This window comes from Staphylothermus marinus F1, assembly GCF_000015945.1.
Lineage (GTDB): Archaea > Thermoproteota > Thermoprotei_A > Sulfolobales > Desulfurococcaceae > Staphylothermus > Staphylothermus marinus.
This window is the reverse complement of sequence record NC_009033.1, coordinates 130,559-151,474: the sequence shown is the minus strand read 5'-3', so window position 1 is coordinate 151,474 and position 20,916 is coordinate 130,559. Positions and strand designations below refer to the sequence as shown.

The 20,916-nt window shown below is 36.9% G+C and carries 16 protein-coding genes; 3 read left to right on the top strand and 13 right to left on the bottom strand.

The window, feature by feature from the left end; translation table 11 throughout:
• Positions 1–42 precede the first annotated feature (42 nt).
• A complete protein-coding gene (locus tag SMAR_RS00725; RefSeq protein WP_011838448.1) occupies positions 43–1,611 on the bottom strand; it encodes a PINc/VapC family ATPase in 1,569 nt (522 codons plus the stop codon).
• Positions 1,612–1,809: 198 nt separating this feature from the next.
• Between SMAR_RS00725 and SMAR_RS00720 the strand changes: the two genes are divergently transcribed.
• Entirely contained in the window at positions 1,810–3,249 is a 1,440-nt protein-coding gene (locus SMAR_RS00720) for a metallophosphoesterase family protein (RefSeq protein WP_011838447.1), read from the top strand.
• Between the two features lie 6 nt (positions 3,250–3,255).
• Here SMAR_RS00720 and SMAR_RS00715 read toward each other — a convergent pair whose 3' ends face one another.
• From SMAR_RS00715 to SMAR_RS00695, 5 genes are all read right to left on the bottom strand, one after another.
• Positions 3,256–4,587: a cyclic 2,3-diphosphoglycerate synthase gene (locus SMAR_RS00715; protein ID WP_011838446.1), complete on the bottom strand. Its 1,332-nt coding sequence runs from the start codon at positions 4,585–4,587 to the stop codon at positions 3,256–3,258.
• A gap of 179 nt (positions 4,588–4,766) precedes the next feature.
• Entirely contained in the window at positions 4,767–7,271 is a 2,505-nt protein-coding gene (gene ppsA / locus SMAR_RS00710) for a phosphoenolpyruvate synthase (RefSeq protein WP_011838445.1), read from the bottom strand.
• A 236-nt stretch (positions 7,272–7,507) separates the two neighbouring features.
• Positions 7,508–9,052 carry an acetyl-CoA carboxylase biotin carboxylase subunit gene (locus SMAR_RS00705; RefSeq protein WP_011838444.1) on the bottom strand — a complete coding sequence of 515 codons (1,545 nt, stop codon included), beginning with the start codon at positions 9,050–9,052 and terminating at the stop codon, positions 7,508–7,510.
• Positions 9,053–9,210: 158 nt separating this feature from the next.
• Complete coding sequence (locus tag SMAR_RS00700; protein WP_011838443.1) at positions 9,211–9,906, bottom strand: hypothetical protein; 696 nt, start codon at positions 9,904–9,906, stop codon at positions 9,211–9,213.
• A 34-nt stretch (positions 9,907–9,940) separates the two neighbouring features.
• A complete protein-coding gene (locus SMAR_RS00695) occupies positions 9,941–11,179 on the bottom strand; it encodes a M20 family metallopeptidase (RefSeq protein WP_011838442.1) in 1,239 nt (412 codons plus the stop codon).
• A gap of 199 nt (positions 11,180–11,378) precedes the next feature.
• On the opposite strand from SMAR_RS00695, the gene SMAR_RS00690 reads away from it, so the two are divergent.
• Positions 11,379–12,602, top strand: coding sequence for a hypothetical protein (locus tag SMAR_RS00690; RefSeq protein WP_011838441.1), 1,224 nt, complete (start codon positions 11,379–11,381; stop codon positions 12,600–12,602).
• A gap of 39 nt (positions 12,603–12,641) precedes the next feature.
• On the opposite strand, the gene SMAR_RS00685 is transcribed toward SMAR_RS00690, so the two are convergent.
• From SMAR_RS00685 to SMAR_RS00655, 7 genes are all read right to left on the bottom strand, one after another.
• Positions 12,642–12,887: a ferredoxin gene (locus SMAR_RS00685; RefSeq protein WP_011838440.1), complete on the bottom strand. Its 246-nt coding sequence runs from the start codon at positions 12,885–12,887 to the stop codon at positions 12,642–12,644.
• Positions 12,888–13,048: 161 nt separating this feature from the next.
• Positions 13,049–13,948, bottom strand: coding sequence for a hypothetical protein (locus SMAR_RS00680; RefSeq protein WP_011838439.1), 900 nt, complete (start codon positions 13,946–13,948; stop codon positions 13,049–13,051).
• A 167-nt stretch (positions 13,949–14,115) separates the two neighbouring features.
• On the bottom strand, positions 14,116–15,024 hold the full coding sequence (locus SMAR_RS00675; RefSeq protein WP_011838438.1) for an ABC transporter permease: 909 nt from the start codon (positions 15,022–15,024) through the stop codon (positions 14,116–14,118).
• A gap of 5 nt (positions 15,025–15,029) precedes the next feature.
• Positions 15,030–16,124, bottom strand: coding sequence for an ABC transporter permease (locus tag SMAR_RS00670; RefSeq protein WP_244372436.1), 1,095 nt, complete (start codon positions 16,122–16,124; stop codon positions 15,030–15,032).
• Positions 16,125–16,127: 3 nt separating this feature from the next.
• Positions 16,128–17,675 carry an ABC transporter ATP-binding protein gene (locus SMAR_RS00665; protein ID WP_011838436.1) on the bottom strand — a complete coding sequence of 516 codons (1,548 nt, stop codon included), beginning with the start codon at positions 17,673–17,675 and terminating at the stop codon, positions 16,128–16,130.
• A 55-nt stretch (positions 17,676–17,730) separates the two neighbouring features.
• Positions 17,731–19,209: a BMP family ABC transporter substrate-binding protein gene (locus SMAR_RS00660; RefSeq protein ID WP_011838435.1), complete on the bottom strand. Its 1,479-nt coding sequence runs from the start codon at positions 19,207–19,209 to the stop codon at positions 17,731–17,733.
• A gap of 214 nt (positions 19,210–19,423) precedes the next feature.
• Positions 19,424–20,062 carry a DUF1122 family protein gene (locus tag SMAR_RS00655; RefSeq protein WP_011838434.1) on the bottom strand — a complete coding sequence of 213 codons (639 nt, stop codon included), beginning with the start codon at positions 20,060–20,062 and terminating at the stop codon, positions 19,424–19,426.
• A gap of 203 nt (positions 20,063–20,265) precedes the next feature.
• Between SMAR_RS00655 and SMAR_RS00650 the strand changes: the two genes are divergently transcribed.
• Complete coding sequence (locus SMAR_RS00650) at positions 20,266–20,895, top strand: hypothetical protein (RefSeq protein WP_011838433.1); 630 nt, start codon at positions 20,266–20,268, stop codon at positions 20,893–20,895.
• The last annotated feature ends 21 nt before the right edge of the window (positions 20,896–20,916 follow it).

Here is a 20,916-nt window from a genome sequence, read left to right as displayed (position 1 = left end):
GAAAGTAATAAGTTTCCTAGTATGAATAGAGCCTTATTTATGTTATGCTATTCTTACTCTTATCGGCACATTATATCGATCCTCGATTTTTCTAAGTCTTCTTATCTTTTTATTATAGGTTTTAATAAGGTTTCTCGGAATAATTACTAAGATGCTATTGTTTTCCACTCTAATCTCGGCTCCTGGAAGCATTTGTTGTACTCTGCGAGCCAATCTATCAAGCAACCCTAATCCTGCTCTTTCATAGAATCTCTTGACCGGGACAACTACTGTTTGTTCGCCAAAAGTATATATTTCATATTCTAGCTCATCTGTTAAGAAGTCTCTTACCTCAACAACCGGTCTACTTAGTTCAGCTTCTTTTAATCCTGTAGGTAATTTTACTGTCATCCTTACCTCGTATACTTTATCTACGTAGCCGTTCTTAATGAATATAACAGTATCTATTAGGCTTGGAATCATTCCTAGTTCTACTCTTCCAATAAACCTCTGTATAGCATCTATAGGTGTTGTCGCATGTACTACTCCGATCATTCCTATACCTGCAAGTCTTAGATCTGCATATAGCTTGAAGTCTTCATCACTACGCATCTCATCGAATACTGTATAATCCGGTCTTGATAGGAGGAGTATATCATGTAGTTCTCCTAGATCAGCATAGTTTTTACTATACTGAGTAATCTCTGGGGGAAGATTCATGTCTCGAGGTGACTCTATTGTTTTAACGACTTTTCCTTGCCTCATATAGTATTCTGCGAGCGCTTGTGCAAACGTTGTCTTACCCATTCCAGGGGCTCCAGCTATAAGTATTCCTTCAGCTCTCTCATTTAGCCTCTGAATAAGTTTTGCAGGTAAATTATAGTCTTCTAAGCTAAGTTTTTTAAGTGGACGAACAGCTGTTATCTCCCATCCATCACTTAGTGGTGGACGCGTAATAATAATCCTATATGTTCCTAGTTGTACTATAGTTGAGCCAAAACGATCAATCTCTATAAATCCGTCAGGTCTGCTCTTCGCCTGTTCAATGATATTATTAGCAATCTCCTCTAAGTCCCTACGAGTTAATGGTTTATCACGAATAGTCTCATATACCCAATCACCAGGCCTCCCCTTCTTAGCGATAGGCGGAACACCTTCTTTTAAATGAACGCTCATAGTTATACTGTCGAAGAATTCTTCTAGAATTAAACGGGTCTCAATAGTTGGTTGAATAAAAATTACTGGTATACCCATGGTTTCAGCAACTTCAGCTTGGACCTTATCACCTGTTATAAGTGTTGCACCAAGCTCATAAGCATAATCTCTAATCATTGCATCGATCGCTTCAGATCCGAGATTTTTAATATCGATTGTTTTAGGTTTATCACCGCTTATTTCAACTCTAATAATACCTTCATTGGAAAGCTTTCTGAGTCTCTTAATTTCCTCTAAACCAGCGAAGCCTGTGGCTCTACCCTTATTTGCCTGGTGCTCTAACTCAGCAATACTTGCTCTATGAATAATTATTATCCCCTTTATCCTTCCCTCACGCACAAGCCTACTAACAGCTCCCTCAACCAAAGCACTAGTATCAGGCACATATATTTCCTCACTTGGTATTCCTAGAGACAAAGTATTCGATACCTCGATATTTTTCCCTATATCAAATACAACTTATAATATACCCTAATATACCTATTAATATACTATGAGTAAATAATTCACAACCTCAATGTTTATCAATTATTAAATAAATAACCATTTTTATAAGGTACTGGCAAAACTATTTATACAAAACCAAAAATCCGTCTTGGAGGTGCATAGTGTTCTATGAGAAGTCGTCTAGTTATTCTTGTATTTGGGTTAATATTATCAATAATCCTATTCACGCCATCGTTCACATCAAATACGACTTTTACCTCAGATAACCAGGAAATAACTCCATTATATAATGCGACTAGATGGGTTATTCCAGATACCCTGCCTTGGTATCCAATTGTTGTAGTGGGAGATAATAGACCACAAAATACACATGATATAAATCCTCCAGAAATATTCTATGATATAGTCAATGTATCTAAACAAATATATCCTGTAGCCTTTATAGGAACAGGGGATCACTTAGGTATTGGTTCCAAGGAACAATTCGAAAGATTTTACTGGATACTTAAAAACTCCAGCATACAAAATATATGGCTTGCAATAGGAAATCATGATCTAGAACTTCACAGTGAATCAATGAATTATTGGCTAACATATTTTGGCCCAGAATATATGTATATAGATGATATCCCTAACTGGAGAATTGCTATTATTAATAGTGAGACAAGATTATCCATGAACTGGAAAAACCAAATATTAGGTGCTTACAACGACTTAGAAAATAGATCTTTAGTATTCGTGTTTCATAGACCAATATTTCCCAAGGTTAACCATAATCTAGATAATGAGAGATCAAGCATTTTCATGAATATTGTCAAGAACAAAGATCATGTAAAACTTGTTTTACAGGGACACTATCATGGCTGGGGGATGCAGGTTAAAAACAATATTACATGGATAATAACTGGTGGAGCAGGAGCCCCACTATACTCATATGCCAACAATGTTATGAAACAAGATCTCGAAATTATTAATTATGAATATCATTATATGATCTTGATTCTATATCCTAACCAGACATTCACCTATATACCTGTAAAGATGGGAGCTGGAAGCGGTGAATTAAGAGTTGAGAAAATCAATAATACCGCTTATCTGATCCATAACACTAAATTAACCATCTACAATACATCCGCTAGTATACCGGTGAGAATACATTATAATTTATCCATAGGCTCACTCTACATTCAATTATTTGTGCCACCAAATAGTAATACAATTGTCAACCTAGAAGATACTGGGGAGAAATACATTATTAAATCAAATGCGACCAGCTGGTATGCATACCTATATAATGAGACAGATCCTGATCATTCACCTGTCTACAAACCACAAAACAATATTATCGAACTAAAGTGTGTTACCCCAACAACAACCATAACTAGTACCATATCAACCACGACGACCACTACTATCACTACTACCATAACAACCACAACCAAGAGTACAACTACAACTAGTACATCTACACATCAACTCACTGAAACAACCAGTACACAAATACTTGGTGGCGGCGGAAAAGGCGAAGAGCAATATCTACTATATATTACGGTGGCAATAGTAGTGATAGCTATAGGAGTAACAGGTTATTTATTGATAAAAAGATAAATATTTTTACTCTATTTTAGCTTTAGCTTTTTCTAAGAATTCATCTACAAGTTCCTCAATGCTGGGTCCCTCAACAATTTTTATCCTGAATGAAACTCTTACAACAGGCTTATTTATCTTGATCAATCTTGTTATGTCGCTTGGAGTTCCTAGTACTACTGTATCTGCTGGAACACGGTTTATTGTTTCCTCAAGCTCTTTCAATTGTTCCTCTGTATATCCTGTGCTTGGGAGAACTGGGCCCATATGTGGGTATTCACGATATATTTTCTTAAAGAACTCTGTAGCATATGGCCTAGGATCAATGGGTTCACCACCATACTTCTTTGCTGCAACATAGCCGGCAGCATATGGTGCTCCTCCATGTGTAACTGTTGGAGAATCTTCTATAACAAGTACTTTCTTTCCTTCCACGAGTTCGGGCTTGTCAACTACTACTTCGCTCTCAGCTAATGATATCTTTGCTTTAGGATTAACTTCTACTATATTCTTTTTAATTGTCTCTACTGCTCCTGGTTTTGCTTGGTCAACCTTGTTAATAATTACTGCATTGGCTAGTTTCAAATTGATCTCTCCTGGGAAACTCTTAACTTCTATACCTGGTCTTAAAGCGTCTGCAACTGTTACCATATAGTCTGGTCTATAGAATGGCCAGTCATTATTGCCTCCATCCCATAAAATAATATTGTTTTCTTTTTCCACTATCCTTAATAATTTACCATAATCTACTCCAGCATAGACAGGTAATCCCATACGTATGTAGTGCTCATATTCTTCTCTCTCCTCAATTGTAGCTTTATACTTATCTAGATCTTCGAAGGTCTTAAATTTCTGGACAACCATTTCTTCCAAATTACCATACGGCATTGGATGCCTTACAACGCCCACGCGGAACCCCTTATTCACTAGTATTCTTGCAATTTCTCGTGAAACACTGCTTTTTCCTGCACCAGTTTTTACGCCTGTGACAGCGATCACAGGTCTAGATGATTCTATCATTGTCTCCTTCGGTCCCAGGATTTTAAAGTTGAGACCGAGACCTACGACTCTGCTCAGAACTCTTCCCAATTCTTCATATGTTAAATCACTATAGCTTAGAAACGCTTCATCCACATTATATGCTTTGACAACTTCTTCTAAATACTCCATGCTAAGTATTGGTATACCGTCTGGATATAATTCTCCGGCTAAAGCTGGGGGGTATCGTCGACCAGCAATACCAGGGATCTGAGTTTGAAGAAACGCTACTACTCTATACTCAGGGTTATTTCTGAATACTACATTGAAATTGTGGAAGTCTCTTCCAGCTGCACCTAAGATGACTATTTTCTTAACCACACACATCACCTTGATCGGATATTAGTTAGAATTGTATACATTATGGATTATGAAAGGAGGGAAATAAATAATATACGATTTACCATATTGAGAAATAACTGTATTAATAAAGAGAAGAAAAGAAATTATATAAAAATAAGCTGGTATTATATAGATTATTGTATAAAAATTAGTTAGTCTTAAAACCCTAGTTCTAGCTTATTTAGTTTATCCATGATCTTGTTTAGTCTCTTTAACATGATTTTTCTCTCAATACTGGCAACTAGTCTCCTTGTAGCGATCACTGCGTCTGGATTAACGCTAATACTATCTATTCCTGCTTCAACGAGGAATTCAACTATTTCTGGATACACACTTGGTGCTTGTCCACAAATGCTCACAGTTGCTCCTTTGCTGTGTGCTTTCTCGATTATCATCTTGATGCCTGCTAGAACTGCTGGGTCTCTCTCGTCGAAGTATCCCATTTCGGCTAATATGTTGCTGTCACGGTCTGCTCCTAATATTAATTGTGTTAAATCATTGCTTCCTATACTGAATCCATCCACGTATTCCGCGAACTTATCTGCTAACAACACTATGCTTGGAACCTCAGCCATTGCCCATACTTTGAAGTCTTTACCTCTCTTAAGTCCCTCTTCCTCCATGATCTTTAGTGCTCTTTCTAGCTCCCAGGTTGTTCTGACGAATGGGAACATTACCCATACATTGGTTAATCCCATTTCTTCGCGGACTTTCTTAATTGCACGAACCTCTAATCTGAATGCTGGCTCATATTTTGGATGAATATATCTACTAACTCCTCTCCATCCAATCATTGGGTTTCTTTCTTCGGGTTCGTATTTCTCTCCGCCTTTTAATCCACGGTACTCGTTTGTCTTGAAGTCGCTGAATCTTACTACTACTGGTCTTGGATAAATTGCTTGTGCAACTTTAGCTATTCCTTCTGCTAGTTTATCGATGAACAAGCTTTCTTTGCCTTGCTCGATCAGGTACAGCGGGTGATATTGTACCCAATCAGTAATTATGAATTCTATTCTCATTAATCCTATTCCATCAAATGGTAGATCCTTATATTTCTCGATAGCGTCTGGCTCGCCCAAGTTCATATAGATCTTTGTAGCAGTTACTGGGTATAAGGGTAGTAATTGCTCTGGACTTATACCAACTCCTGCTACTTCTGCTTTTACTTCTTCTTTAGGTTTAACTAGATCCTCCACTATTCCTTCATATACTACTCCTCTACTACCATCAACTGTTACTTCTATTCCAGACTTTATTACTTGTGTAGCATTACCTGTTCCTACAATTGCTGGTATTCCTAATTCACGGCTAACAATTGCAGCATGGCTTGTCATTCCTCCCTCATCTGTAACAATTGCTACTGCTTTCTTCATTAATGGTACCCAGTCAGGATCAGTCATTTTAGTTACTAGTACTTCTCCCTCCTTGAACTCCTGTGCCTCCTTACTGTGGGGATCAAAGATTACTTTAGCTACGCCAGCACCTATACCTGGACTGGCAGGTAATCCTCGAACTAGTACTTTGGCTTCGGATAACTTGACAATGTTCTTTCCTTTAATTTCTGCTTTCTTTTCAGCTTTTTCTTTCTCTTTTCTAACGCTCCATACAGTTTCTAGTCTTGCTTGAACGATGAATACATTGTCTGGGAATGGTATATCATAGTCTACTGCCCACTCAATATCCATGTGTCTACCATAGTGTTTCTCTATAAGCAATGCTAGTTCGGCTAGTCTCTTAACTTCTTCTTCTTTTAATGCTGGCTTGTCAGGATGGAAATGCTTAACCATTTCAATATCTACTGGTCCTTCCTCGCTTACCCATGCTTGTTTGTTTTCATCCCATCTAATCTCTACGTTTTTGCCTTTCTTAGGATCAAATACTATGGCTAGAGTTTTATGGTGAATCTTCTGATCAACTATTTGAAGAGTTTGTTTATCAACAACCCATTCATCAGGTGTAACTTTTCCTCCTACAACGGATTCGCCGAGTCCCCAGCTAGCCTCAATAACTACTACTTTCTCGTCGCCGGTGACTGGGTGAAGTGTGAACATTACACCTGCAGTTCTACTATTGACCATTTTCTGGACAGTTACACTCATTAGGGATTTCTCGTGTGGAATGCCTTGTGCTACACGGTAGAATACTGCACGGCTCGTGAATAAGCTTGCCCAGCATCTTTTAACATAGTATACAACATTGTCTTCCCCATATACGTTGAGATAAGTGTCTTGCTGACCAGCAAAGCTTGCTTCAGGCATGTCTTCTGCTGTAGCACTACTTCTAACGGCTACCCGTAGTTTTTCTGGTTCCATCCCTATTTTCTTAGCTAGTTCTCTATAGTATTTCCTAATCTCCTCTTCTACTTCGGGGGGCATTGGTGTATCCATTATCCATTGACGAATCTTAGCTGTTGTTTCATCTAATACTTTCTTATCATTTACATCAATACTGTTTAGAAGCGGATAGATCTTGTCTTTTAAGCCTGTCTTTTCTATGAAGTACTTGTATGCATAAGCTGTCACAGCGAATCCCGGTGGAACAGGTATGCCTGCTCGAATCATTTCTCCGAGGTTAGCGTTTTTACCTCCTACAAGAACTACATCGTCTTTGGTAACTTCATCTAACCATACAATGAATCTTTTCTCCTTGGGTACGTTACTCATTTAATTACACCCCGTATCTTCGGGATTTTTAGATATTATTTATTCTTTGTCTTTATATGAGTTAATGCGTATTTAAACCTAGCGATAATGTATGTATATCTATATGTATGTAACGTATAATAATATATATAGATCTTAAAAATTCTATGTGTGAATATAAAAATCTAAAATATTTAAGATCTCCAGGATAATACGTAACGAAATAAGCAAAATATAAGAGTCTTTTTGAAGAATAGTTACTTTTTCCTCCTACCACGCTTCCTACTAACTCTTCCTTTCAACATCGCCCAGTATAGCCATGCTCTTCTCTTAATAGATTCTACACGTGTATGTTCTACTCCATTAATATATGCTGCAAATCTACTTCCAGAAACAAGCTGGGATCTTATTCTTGAATCTCCTTTAGCAACTAATGCGAGCAAGATTATCATGTGTAATAATTCTTTTTTCCTGATAAACTCTTTAATGTCTTTCCAATATGTTTCGAGAAACTTTGTTGTATGAGTTCCCTTTATAAATATTGAGTGATTGATTATTGCTTTTAAGAGAGGTATGTTTGTCTGTATACCCGTAATAATATATTCGTTTAATGCTCTCTTCATTCTTCTAATAGCCTCTATTCTACTTGTTCCCCACACAATTAATTTTGAAATCAATGGATTATATTCAGTAGACACATAGCTTCTACTAGTTACTCCTGAGTCTACTCTAACACCTGGACCTGAAGGTTCATGATATGTTCCTATTGTTCCAGGACTGGGCATAAGTGTTATTGGGTTTTCAGCATTAATTCTGGCTTCTATGCTGTGGCCACGCCTACTTATTCTATGTTGTTTCAGAGATAATGTTCCCTCAGTTGCAATTATGATCTGTTGTTTAACTATATCTATCCCTGTAATCATTTCTGTTACTGGGTGTTCTACTTGTAATCTTGCATTTATCTCCATAAAGTAGTGCTTCTTGGTTTTCATATCAAAAAGCATTTCAACTGTACCAGCATTAATATATTTTATATGTGAAGCAAGCTTGACAGCGTCTTCAGTAATGGTTTTTCTTAGATTATTATTTAATACAGGTGAAGGAGCTTCCTCCACTATTTTCTGGTGGCGTCTCTGTATGCTACAGTCTCTCTCATATAGATGAACATAATTATCCCCATCTCCGAGTATTTGCACTTCTATATGCTTAGGATTTTCAATATAAGGTTCAACATATAATCTTGGATCCTTGAATGCATTCTCAGCTTCTTTCCTAGCTTGTTCAAATAGTCTTTCAACATCTTCTTTTCTCTCCACTATTCTTATCCCCATTCCCCCGCCTCCACCAGCTGCTTTAAGTATTACTGGAAAACCATGCTCTCTTCCAAACTCTAATACTTCTTTCGGATCATCCACGATCATCCAAGGCAGAGTTGGTACTCCTGCTTTTGCAGCCATTTCTTTTGCTCTAACCTTATCACCGGCGAGTTCCATGATTTCTGGGGGAGGACCTATGAAAATGAATCCTTTCTTAATTATTCTTTTACTAAATAATGGATTTTCGCTAAGGAACCCATATCCTGGATGAACAGCGTCTGCACCTAATTCTATTGCTGCATTAACTATTTCATCGATGTCCAAATAACTTGGAACTTCTATATCTTCCGCCATATATTTTCTGTGAAGAGATCTCTTATCCTCTACAGTATATATGCCTAGAGGTATGAATCCAAGCTCCTTTACACTTCTAGCAATTCTTACCGCAATTTCTCCTCTGTTAGCTATCAGTATTCTAAGTGTCATAAATTACCCCATAATATTATCTAATCAGCTAACTTATCACTTATCAACTAGTTATTTCTAATATATAATTTATCCGTATTAATAATAAAATACGTTATTAAAGACTTTCTGTTTCTCATATAATTAGACAATAGTCTATAGTAGTTTGTACACGAATGCTATAGGTAGAGGATTTTAATATTACCCGTCCTAGAAAGCAATTCCAAAGCTTTAATTATATTATTAGATTTCTCAACATTCCTAATTATATCTAAGTCGTCAATAGTTAAAGGACCCGTACGATAAATTACTAGAGTAGAACCAACAGTTTCTATAGCATGTGCTACTCCTCTATCTAAAAATAATTTAATTATTGACTTTATATCGGCACGGCTAGGAATAGGAATTCTTGAAGGATGAGTATGTGAAGAAAAACACTGTGGAATGTTAGGCAAAACAACGCGATCTTCTTCTCCCTCAACAAGAAAACCCTTACCATTAAACAGTATTCCTAGATAGTATTCTATATTATTAACTAGCGATTTAACTGCAAGTTCTTTCATAATATAGTGGAGACTTTGTTTATATTCCTCGACAACCTTGTAATAGAGTGAGGTTAACTCGATATTTCCTTTACCAATATCTACTTGTATATCATATTTTTCTGCAAAAGCATTGATACTATCTAATAGATCGTATCTACAGTTAGAACCGTCAACAAATATAGTACTTGAAAAGGAATGTTGAGGAATAGATATATAGACATTATCGCATTCTGCATCTTCTAGTATGTCCTCTAAAAAATTGATAAGCCTGGAATAAAAAGCTATTAATTTAGTATTCTTGTTTTCAATTATTCTCTGGTATTTCTTCATTATTTCACCAATAAAATAATTAACTTTCACTACATTATTTCGACGAGCCTCCTCCAAGTATATTGACTAAGTCTACGTATACATCTATTACTTTATGTAGGTTTTCAACTTCTATGTATTCATCAACTTTATGAGGCATACTTGGTTCTCCGGGTCCATAAGTTGCTACTGGTATCCCCTTATGTGAATAATATCTCAGATCTAATCCTCCAACACAAATTGTTCTTCTAGGTTCTACACCTATATTCATTCTTATAGCTTTTGCGAGTGCTTCAACTATTTCAGAACCGGGATCAGTAAAGGCGGGTTCCATTTTCTCAACTATTCTGAGTTCAACCTCTGCCTTAAATGTCTTAGCCGCTTCTGCAATGTATTTGTTGAGTTCTTTGATTACCTCGTTTGTGGTTTCCTCTATTATTAATCTGCGATCAATACTGAATGATACCTGTCCAGGCACAATATTTATGCTTCCCGGAGCTGATAGTTTTCCTCCGAATGTCGCTGTTGGGTATTTGCCTTCGGGCAAGTCGTATTCGTATTTACTTGTTTTTTCCTTTAATCTTGGTAGATAGTTTTCTATCAAGTATTTTGCAATATAAACCATTTTCTCGAAAGCATTTATTCCAAGCCAAGGTGTGGAGCCATGGCTTTGCTTACCTTTTACAACTACTTCTCCCCATACAAGTCCTTTATGTCCATGCCATATATTATCTAAGCCGCTAGGCTCAGCTATGACTGCCCATGTAGGCTTACTACCCAATACATTCACTAAATACCCGGTTCCAGTAGCTCCGCCTATTTCTTCATCGGGAACAATTGCTGCTTCAACACTTATAGGCGGCTCCTCACTGATGGTGGCTAAATAAATCATCGCTGCCAGGAAGGCTGCTATGCCTCCCTTCATGTCTGTGGATCCACGCCCATAGATTCTACCATTTTTCTTAATGGGTTTAAATGGCTCAGTAACTTTCCATCCTTCCCCGGGAAATACTACATCATAGTGACCATTAAATTGTAGGACTTTATCTGAGTCACCTATTCTCGATAGTAATATATATCTTGGCTTATCAGGATTCATTTCAGGGCTGAGCTTTTCTTTAACATATTCGTCAGGTACTCGATGAATTGTTACATGTATACCATGGGACTTAAGTACACTGGCATAGTAGTTTACTAGATCCTCGTAAGCTTCGCCGAGAACAGTCGTGTACTTAATACTTTCCATAAGTATTTCTTCCGCTAGATCATATATCCAGTAAGGCAATTTAGGCATAATCCACACCAAAATCATTGTATATTAGTTTTTCCAATATAAACAAGTTAACTTCTTATTATGATCTGTTCCACCATTATTCATGGAAACAAGAATTTTTGTTTAAAATAGCTCAATAATGCAAGTTTTCAATTAATAAAACCGTTTAAACAATTATTTTTCATGTAAAAAATAATTGTTTAATACAGGGTGAATTTCTGTGAGAAAAAAGATTAGAGGAGTCGCTAAGGCTATTGAATGTGTTAAAAGATGTAATAACAAGGCAAGACAGGCAAAATGTTTTGTTAATTGTTATCTGGGCAATAGTGTTAAGGAAGCATATTTATGGGTTGATCGATTAAAAGAGATTTCTGAACAGGTTAAGAAACTATATAGTTTTTACACTATCACTTATAGTAGAGAATTTAGAAGTTTTATCGAGGAACCACTTAGGCATTTAGAGAAGAAACTATTTATTTACACTCATGATTATAAAAGAGGTAAGCTGAGCCTCGAGGAGTATGCTGAAAAATCCATGATGGCAGTAAATACCAGTTTAAGAACAAATCTTAGAACATTATATCAAAACTGGGGATTTCTAGCTCTTCTAATAAATATTTATCGTGAAGGAACAATTGTCATATATCCTGAACACAATGTTTTAAATCTGGAAAGAAGCGGTAAGCAAAAGCTGAGATGGATCCCTCCAAACCTAGTCCTCGATATACCAGGACATGGAAGCATAAGCTTTTTTATAGAAGCCCCAAGACCTCTCGCTTGGGGAGATACAGGGGATCTAGAGAAGATCTGGGGACTATATACTGCTCTAAGACCAGACATTATGGTATATGGTGGAAGAATATACGACATAGTTGATCCAGAAAATTCTCCTCCGGTTAAGAGGCCGGATCTAATAATAGAGTTTAAAGAGCTACCAGACTGGTATAAGAGAGTAAGAGATGTTCGGGGACCTCTAGCTAAACCACTAAGTGCCGAGGAATGGAGAAACAGGTGGATTGAAGGATTATGGGATGGATTAGCAGATGTATTGGGGGTAACTAGGCATGAAGTAGCTGAGAAAATAAGTAGTCATAGAGGGGTTCGTTTAAATGAAGTTAGAGTTGTCCAGCTTTACAAGTCCATTTATAACCCTGACAAATTGTTTCTAGTATCAAAACATGTTGTTCCAGGGGAAATAAGGAAGATGCTTGAAAGCCATGACATAATAGTTATTGACGATGTTGGTTTTGATAGAGATAAACTAAGTGATTTATCGAAAAATGTTCTAGAATATGCTAAACAAGTAGATGAATACATTATTCGTGTAAGAGATCATGAGCTAGCATCAATTCTGCAAATGATAATTGATCTATGGGATAAAAAGGTACTGGATCGGGAAAAGATTAGAAAACTACTACTTTACTCTATAAGTGAGAATGTGTAAAAAATTTATTTTATAGGCTCATTGATTATTTTAAGCACGTTACTCAGCTACAGGTTCTACATGAATTATCTGTACTGGACACGCGTTTGCAGCGTCTTCGACGCAGCTCTTAAGATCTTCTGTCACAATTCCTACAGCAATGTTGCCCTCAACTCTCCATTTCTCAACTATTTGGCTCTTGTTATCCTCAGGATTCATCTCGAAGACGTCTGGACATATCGATACACATACCATATCTGATATACAGTTATCTCTGGGATCAATTGTAACTTTGAATTTAGCCATTGCTCTCACCGAATAAATATTACTATAACAACTAAGATAAAAAGACTTTCCATGATGTAGCAATAGAAATGATCAGCTATGCGGGGCCCCTATCACTGGTAGGCCTATACGGCCTCCTCATTAATAACCCGGGATTCCTCGTCATCTCAGCCAATACTAGATTATTCTTGTTTTTTGATTTTATTTTTATTATCCATTTGTTCACTATATAACGCGTTTCTTATTGTTTCTGCTTCCTTAATAATCCAACCTAAATCTTTTGACCCAGAGGCTACTATAGGCCAAACATCATAATACATTGAGAGATACGGTTCCTCAATAGTTACAAGTAATTCAACAGGTTTTTTGCGGAACCTCTCTAGTAATCCTGTCTTCTTTTCATAAACAATAATAGTTTCACTTAGTTTTCTCTTCATAACATAACCTAAGCTTCTAAGAACTCTATCAACAATATTTAGTGTTTCAGAATCAATTATTGGAATAATAATATTACATCTATGCTTATATAGTTTAGTTGACCAACATTCTATTCCTGCAGAATAAAGATGATCCGGGTATTTCTTTGTTAGTTCTTTCATTTTTAAATAAAAGATCGATAAAATCCCGATCAATACCAGGAAGGAACCAGTTATAGATACAAGGCCATGATATTTCTCGGTAGTTCTCTGTTTATATATGAGAAGAGAATATTCCACTGTAATATTGTCTCCAGCATTATTAATTAATAACAAATAATATTTTCCAGGCATACCTTCATAGGTGTAGTTTCTCCCAATATGATCTGTCAAATTATAAGCCTTACTAATATAGTATAATGCAGAACTATCTGACAATAGAACAGTTATGTTAATTCTCTTAGGCATCGTAGTATAATTAAACAATAATTTATCATTATTATTTAGATATATTGGGATAGAGATATAGGTTTTATAGGGAAGACTTATTCTATCATATTTTTCAATACTTGCTGTCGTTGTTGTCTGTAGAAATAATATTGAGTAAAATATCAGCATTGTACCAATTACTATTAGCGAAGCAAATATGATCATAGCTTTGCTCAATATTTCATTCCTCGATCGGTATTCTTGCTAATCCACCTAGTTATATATTTCATTTATAGATTCTCATGTATCAAGCGTAAATATAGTTTAGCATTTTCAAGGTATTGTAATAATAGAGAATAAGCATGAATCAAATAATAAAAATAAAGAGGAAAAAAGTTTTAAATTTAGACTGTTCTTTCCTCTCTGAAGTATATCTTTCCTAGACTCTTTGGTGGTGCTAATCTTCTCTTCAGAGGTGTTGCCATGAAGATTACCATGGCTAATATAGCTGCTACGAATGGTAACATCTTAGCTAGATCTGGTGGTAGACTATATGCTGCTTGGATAGCAGTCATATAATTGACCAGTCCAGCGAACACACCTGCCGATATTAGTATTAGTAATGGGTGTCTTCCAGCACTCAATGATATTGCGAAGGCAAGCCATCCATGTCCCAGTCCTTGTCCTTCGCTCCATACTTGTGTATAGCTTATTTCGAATATTGCTCCTCCTAATCCTATAAGTGCAAACCCTATGATGCCAGCTATTAGCCTTACTGATAATACGTTTGCACCTAGTGCTTCAGCAGCAGCTGGGTCTTCTCCTGCTGCTCTTATTGATGCTCCAAGCTTTGTCTTATTGATTATGTAGAGAAATGCTATTCCTAGTAGTATTGTTATTACATATACTCCGATCCACATGGGATTTGTTATGTCTAGTGTATACCCTATTTCTATCCCGGTTCTTCCTTGTAAGTTTCTGGCGGGTAATCCTATTAGGCTTGCTAAGCCGTATCCTAGGAACATTAGTGATAAACCGGTTGCACCGTGGCTGATCGGGAACTTTGTCACTAGAAATGCCATGAGTCCGCCGAAAATCAGAGCTATAATCATGGATACAATTAATGCAGCGCCGATATTGTTATGTGTGTAAACTGCCGTTGCGAAAGCTGTTGATACGGACAATACGAATACGCCGTCTATTGCCAGATTTAGTACGCCGCTCTTCTCAACTATTGCATGCCCTAATGCTGCTAGATAGTATGCTAGGAATAATGAGCTCATCCCCGCGAGTAGGCTGAGAACTCCATCCATCATGATCACCTCTTCTTCTTACGAATTATTCTTATCTGATACTCAGATGTCGTAACTAAAACTGCGTATGTTAACAGAATACTGCCTATGAAGACGTTTACTACAGCTGCTCCACCGGCACCTATTACTTGCATTTGTATGCCTGCATTGTAGAGCGCGCTCATAATATAAGCTGCTATTGGTACAGCAAATAATTCAAGCATAGACAGCCAAGCCACTAGAATACCTGTATATCCATATACCGGTGTTTTTTCTTCTACTGGATAACTAATATTATGAGATACTTGTGCTAGATAACTAGCGCCAGCTATCCCTATAATTAATCCACTAATCGTTAGCGCCAACAATATGGTTATAGGAACACTTATTCCACTACTTCTCAACAGATCAGGGTTGCTACTTAGTATCTTAATTCTTAATCCCAAACTTGTATACTTAAATAATAACCATACACCCACAAATACTATTACAAGTATAGTCAATAATTCGTAGGATATAGTTACTGGTATGTTGCCTATTTTTATTGGATTAAACCATGTTGTTTGAGGTATAGTCACTGTTCTATAGTATCCGTAATGTCTTTCTTTCCAAGCACCCGATGATAGATAATCTACAATATAATAAGCTATATAATTCATCATCAAAGTTATCGGTACTTCGTCTACGCCAAGATATGCTCGAGGCAATGCTGCTATAAGTGCCCAAAAAGCTCCAGCCAATAATCCCAATATGATCATAGCTGTCTTCGCCGCTAATCCAACCATTGCTAATCCACTAAATAATGCAATCCACGTTGCTACAAGCACACCCATATAGAATTGTCCTTCGCCACCAATATTCCAGATAGCTCCCTTGAAGCTTACCAGTAATCCTATACCAACTATTGTTAGTAAAGAGAATGTTTTAGCTAATAGTCCAATATTTACGAATCCATAGCTTATAGATGCTAATACATCATATGGTGTTGTTTGTCCACCACTCATTCCATAGAGTATTATTATCGATATTAATAATCCTACTATCAATGCTAATATAGGGGTTATCCAGTATGGGAGAGGTTTTACTCTACGAACTATGACCATGCTAAAGGGGAACTCCATAGTTTACATCACCATGAGGTGTTCTACTTCTTCACGCTTAGCTTTATCAGCTGGGAATACACCTACTATTTTACCTGAGTTCATTACTACTATTGTATCACTTATTTGGAAAACTTCGTCTAAGTCTTCACTGGCAATTAATGCTCCGATTCCTTGATTTATTACTTTATCCTTGATTACTCTTCTAACCTTGATCGCAGTAGCTTCATCAAGACCTCTCGTAGGATTATATGCTATTAACAGCTTACTTGCTGTGGTAAGCTCCCTTGCTACAAGCACCTTCATTATATTACCGCCGCTCAAGAACTTAACAGGTGTTTCAGGACTTGGCGTTTTTATTTCGAATTCCTTGATTAGTTTGAAAGCTAATGCTTTAAGTTTGCCCCAGTTTATTGTTTCTGAGACAAAATTAGGTAAGACCCCTAGATTCTCCAAAATATTGTTCTCTATGCTTACACCATATTTTGCAGGTAGGTCTGGAATGTATCCTACACCGTTCATTCTCATATAGTGCGTCGTCTTATTAGTGATATCTACCCCATCATATATTATCTTACCTTTTTCTATTGGTCTAAGCCTCACTATTGCTTGTAGAAGCTCTTTTTGACCATTACCTGCCACACCAGCTATTCCAACAACCTCTCCCTTTCTCACAGTTAGAGATACTCCTTGAACAGCTAATCCTCCAAAGTCTCCTCTAACCCATAGATCCTTGATTTCTAGAATTGGTTGTGTCGGGTTGCCAGGTAGTAGTCTTTCATATGTAATTTCTCCGCTCCTTTCACCAAACATCATTGTTCTTATCTGATCTACTGTTGCTTCTCTAACCGATACGGTTCCTACAAGTTTTCCTCTTCTCAGAACAGTTATTTTATCAGCTACATCCATTGCTTCAGGTATTTTATGCGTTATAAGTACAACTGTTCCTCCGGAGTCAGCATATTCACGAATAAATTTGTAGAATTTCTTCTTCTCCTCTAATGGTAAATATGTTATTGCTTCATCTAACAATAATAGCTTTGCTCCTAAGAGGAGTGCACGCACAATTTCAACTAATTGTTTCTGTGTATAGCTAAGTCTCCATACTTCCATGTCTGGGTCTATTTTTACGCCTACCTTCTTCGATACCTCAATAATTTTTTCTCTTGCTGTGCTTACACGAGTGTAGTAGCCGTATCTTTTTACTCCTAAAACTATGTTTTCTGCTACAGTTAATCTATCTATAATAACAGGTGATTGTGAAACCATTACTATTCCAAGACTTATTGCATCCATAGGGCTTGCAATGGTAACTCTTCGACCCTCAACATATATTTCGCCTTCGTCAGGAGTATATATTCCATATAGTATTTTCACAAATGTTGATTTACCAGCACCGTTTTCACCGAGCAATGCATGTACTGTTCCTTTCTCGATCTCCAAACTTATGTTGTCTAGTGCTACAACACCTGGAAATCTCTTACTAATACCGACTACTTTAAGAATGGTATCCTTGCCTTCTTGGTGAGGAGAAGAGAAAAAACCTTTTTGATTTTCAGCTTCAGCAGCCATACCATGCTCCACCTATACCTCGTTATTAATGAAAAATATTGTTGGGAAGAGGTTATTAAGATACTCCACCGTGGTAGATTACCCAGTCAACAAACCAATCCATACTCCATAGGTCGTCATGTCCCAGTCTCTGCCCAGCGGGTATATTGACTTTCTGGTTTGGATTATCCTTGACATATCCACTTAGTGGACCAGTGAATGGGTCGAAGACTGTACCTATATAGATGTCCTTTTGACTATATGGGTCTGGCTGCTGTGGGTTAACTGGTGGTATTCTGATCTTCGTGATGTTCTCATATATGTGTGTTAATGCTGTTAATTGTAGAGGTGTTAGTAATGGTGCATTCTTAAACATCTCGTATCTCTCCATTACGAGATCATATACGCTCATCTTCTTTCCTGTAACCTTATCTGTTACCTGTATACTCTTCAGGGTATCAACAAACTTAGGATTGATATGCATTACTGAACCATTCTCGTAGACTTCCGCACCAAGTTCTACGGCACCACTGTTTAATAAGTACCAATAGTCAACGTTTCCTAGATTATATGGCGTATAAATTCCAGCCTTGATCTTCGCTAATATATCCAGATAAATGACTTCCCACCTAACGATCTGTCCGCTGACAACTGCGTCTGGACCATATCTATATCCGGGACTGTAGTGGCTGAACACATATAATGGGTGATCGTATTTTCCTTGTAGATATCCCTGAGTTTTCTCCTCAGCTAATTCGAGTATAGCAGTTGAATCTTCTGTATAAGCCAATACGTCTACATTATAGTCTTTCCATAAAGTTTCGGCTGCACTTCTTGCTTTATCTGGAGCAAACCAAGCACCAATCTCGATGACATGAACCTTTATGTTCTTACCTAATTGCTCCCCTACTTCCTTAGCACCTATTGCAAAAGCGTTAATATGTCTTACAACCTCTGGAGTAGTAAATGCTGCTACGTATCCGATGTTACCGGTCTTTGTTAGGGCTCCAGCCATTAACCCATTTAAATAATATACTTGGTATAGGTCTGCGAAGTATGTTCCTACATTAGCTCTTCTCTTATATCCTGAGCAGTGGAAGAATAGTATGTTTGGATACTGTGCAGCCTTCTCAATGGTCTTATCCATGAACTCGAAGCTAGTCGTGAAGATCACGTTGTATCCTTGGCTTACAAGGTTATCAATTACTTCTCCTAGTTTATCCTCTGAGACGCTCTCAACATATGTTGTCTGTAGCCAGTCCTTATATACTGTGGCTACAACTCGTCTACCTACGTCGTGCATATAGCTCCATCCAAAATCACCGATTGGACCTACATATATCCATGCAGCCTTGATTGTTGAGGGCGGAGTCCATGTTCCTCCGCCAGCTGTTTGGGTTTCGGTCTTAGTTACGGTTGTTGTAACGGTTCCGCCTGCTCCAACAGTTGTTGTAACGTTTTTTGCTGGTGCATACATTGTTCCTGCATAGTATGCTAATATTCCGACCACTATTAGGAGGACAACGAATATTCCGGTTAATGTTTTGACATCCATGATTACACCCTTAACCTAGGATTAGATACTATATTATTATTAGTAGCTAGAAATATAAAAACAATACCTCTACAACTCGTACATATATGTATCTGTATGTTTTGTCAATATTATTGTTTATATAGAAGAATAGTTAACATATATTATTATAAATCAGCAGCCCAATTATGCAAAACCATATAAACATTATGAGAATCCATGGGTTAACATTTGTTTATTTAAAAGAATCCAAAAGAATAAGAATACCCTTAATTCTGTATTCTAGTTTTTCCATTCCAGAAGGTAATCCTTTCTCCAACAAGTTTTTAGCATCCGATGCCAAGGTTTGCAAGTGTTGTTTTGCTCGTTGAGGTGAAACAGGTTTTTCGGCTTGAAGCTTTCGGCCTCCCTCCATAAAACCTTCAGCATAATACCAATCCTTAAACCATGTGAATCCTCTAACTAGAAGCTTATATCCGAGCCTAGTAAAAGCAGGGGGAATATCTACTTCTAATTCTCGCATTGTTACCGGATCCCATTCATACTCAATAAATACTCTACCACCTGGTCCGGTATAAATTGATAATAGATCTAATACTGTATCCTCAACTAAACCATCAAACGTTACTCCGCAAGCAGACGATAAGATAGTATGGATCTCGATCCAAGGTCTATATAGAGGAAGACGCCCCCTAAATACTTTCATGTGAAATAAAGAATTTCTACAATTATCTTTCTCAATAAATACTTCTATGTTGGTTTCCTCGGGGAATCTTCCTTTCCAAACTCTTCCTCGCAACGAAAAACTATCTATAGAAAAACCATGCTTGAAAAGATCGATAAATCCAATAAGATCTCTTGTTCTTTTAGACATATATTAACACACCTAGTATATTCAATAAAATAGACGTCTTTTATAGATTAAGTTTCACAAACCCCTTGACATGGACTTTTACATGACTAATGATAAAATATAATATATAGAAGAATTTCTATTAAAACCACATATTTACGCGACATTATCCATAAATAAATAAAATTGTAATAAATCCATACTAGTTATGGAGGAGAAATTACGTGAGCGATGAAATCGATAAAAAGTTGAAAGCACTGGGAATTGGTAGATTCCAAGTAATGGCACTTCTACAAGCAGTACGCCACTACTTGTTAAAAGGTGATCTAGATAAATCTAAGAGCTTCGGTTTAAACCGAGCCATATTTTATGCATGGGCGAAATATTATGGTTCATCGAAGTGGCCTATGAGAATAATGCGTGTCATGGAGGAACTAAGGAAAAAGACTATTAAAGGAGAAGAAATATCCGAATGCCCACAGGGATTCATTAGAGTTCTAGGTGAATGTGTAGCTATAGGTCCGAGAGGATACTATATGATTGGCGAGCAAGAACAACTACCCATAGACTTTGATAAACAAGTTAATAAGAAAATAAGGTTAATAATCGATCCAGAAATTGCTTGGAAGAAGACATTAGAATATGTATCAAAATTTCCGAGATCCATCCTAGAAGATCCTAGGAAATTCTATAAATATGTATACGAACCTGTTAGAGATAATTTCATAAAGGATTTATTAGTTAAGAAAAGAGTTGAACCGCCTAGACATATATTGGAACAAATTAAATTGCAAGAAGAAATGTATAAAGAATTAAAAAAGAAACAAAGAAGCATATTGGACTATATGGGCTAAAAACTAGTGATAATAGATGTG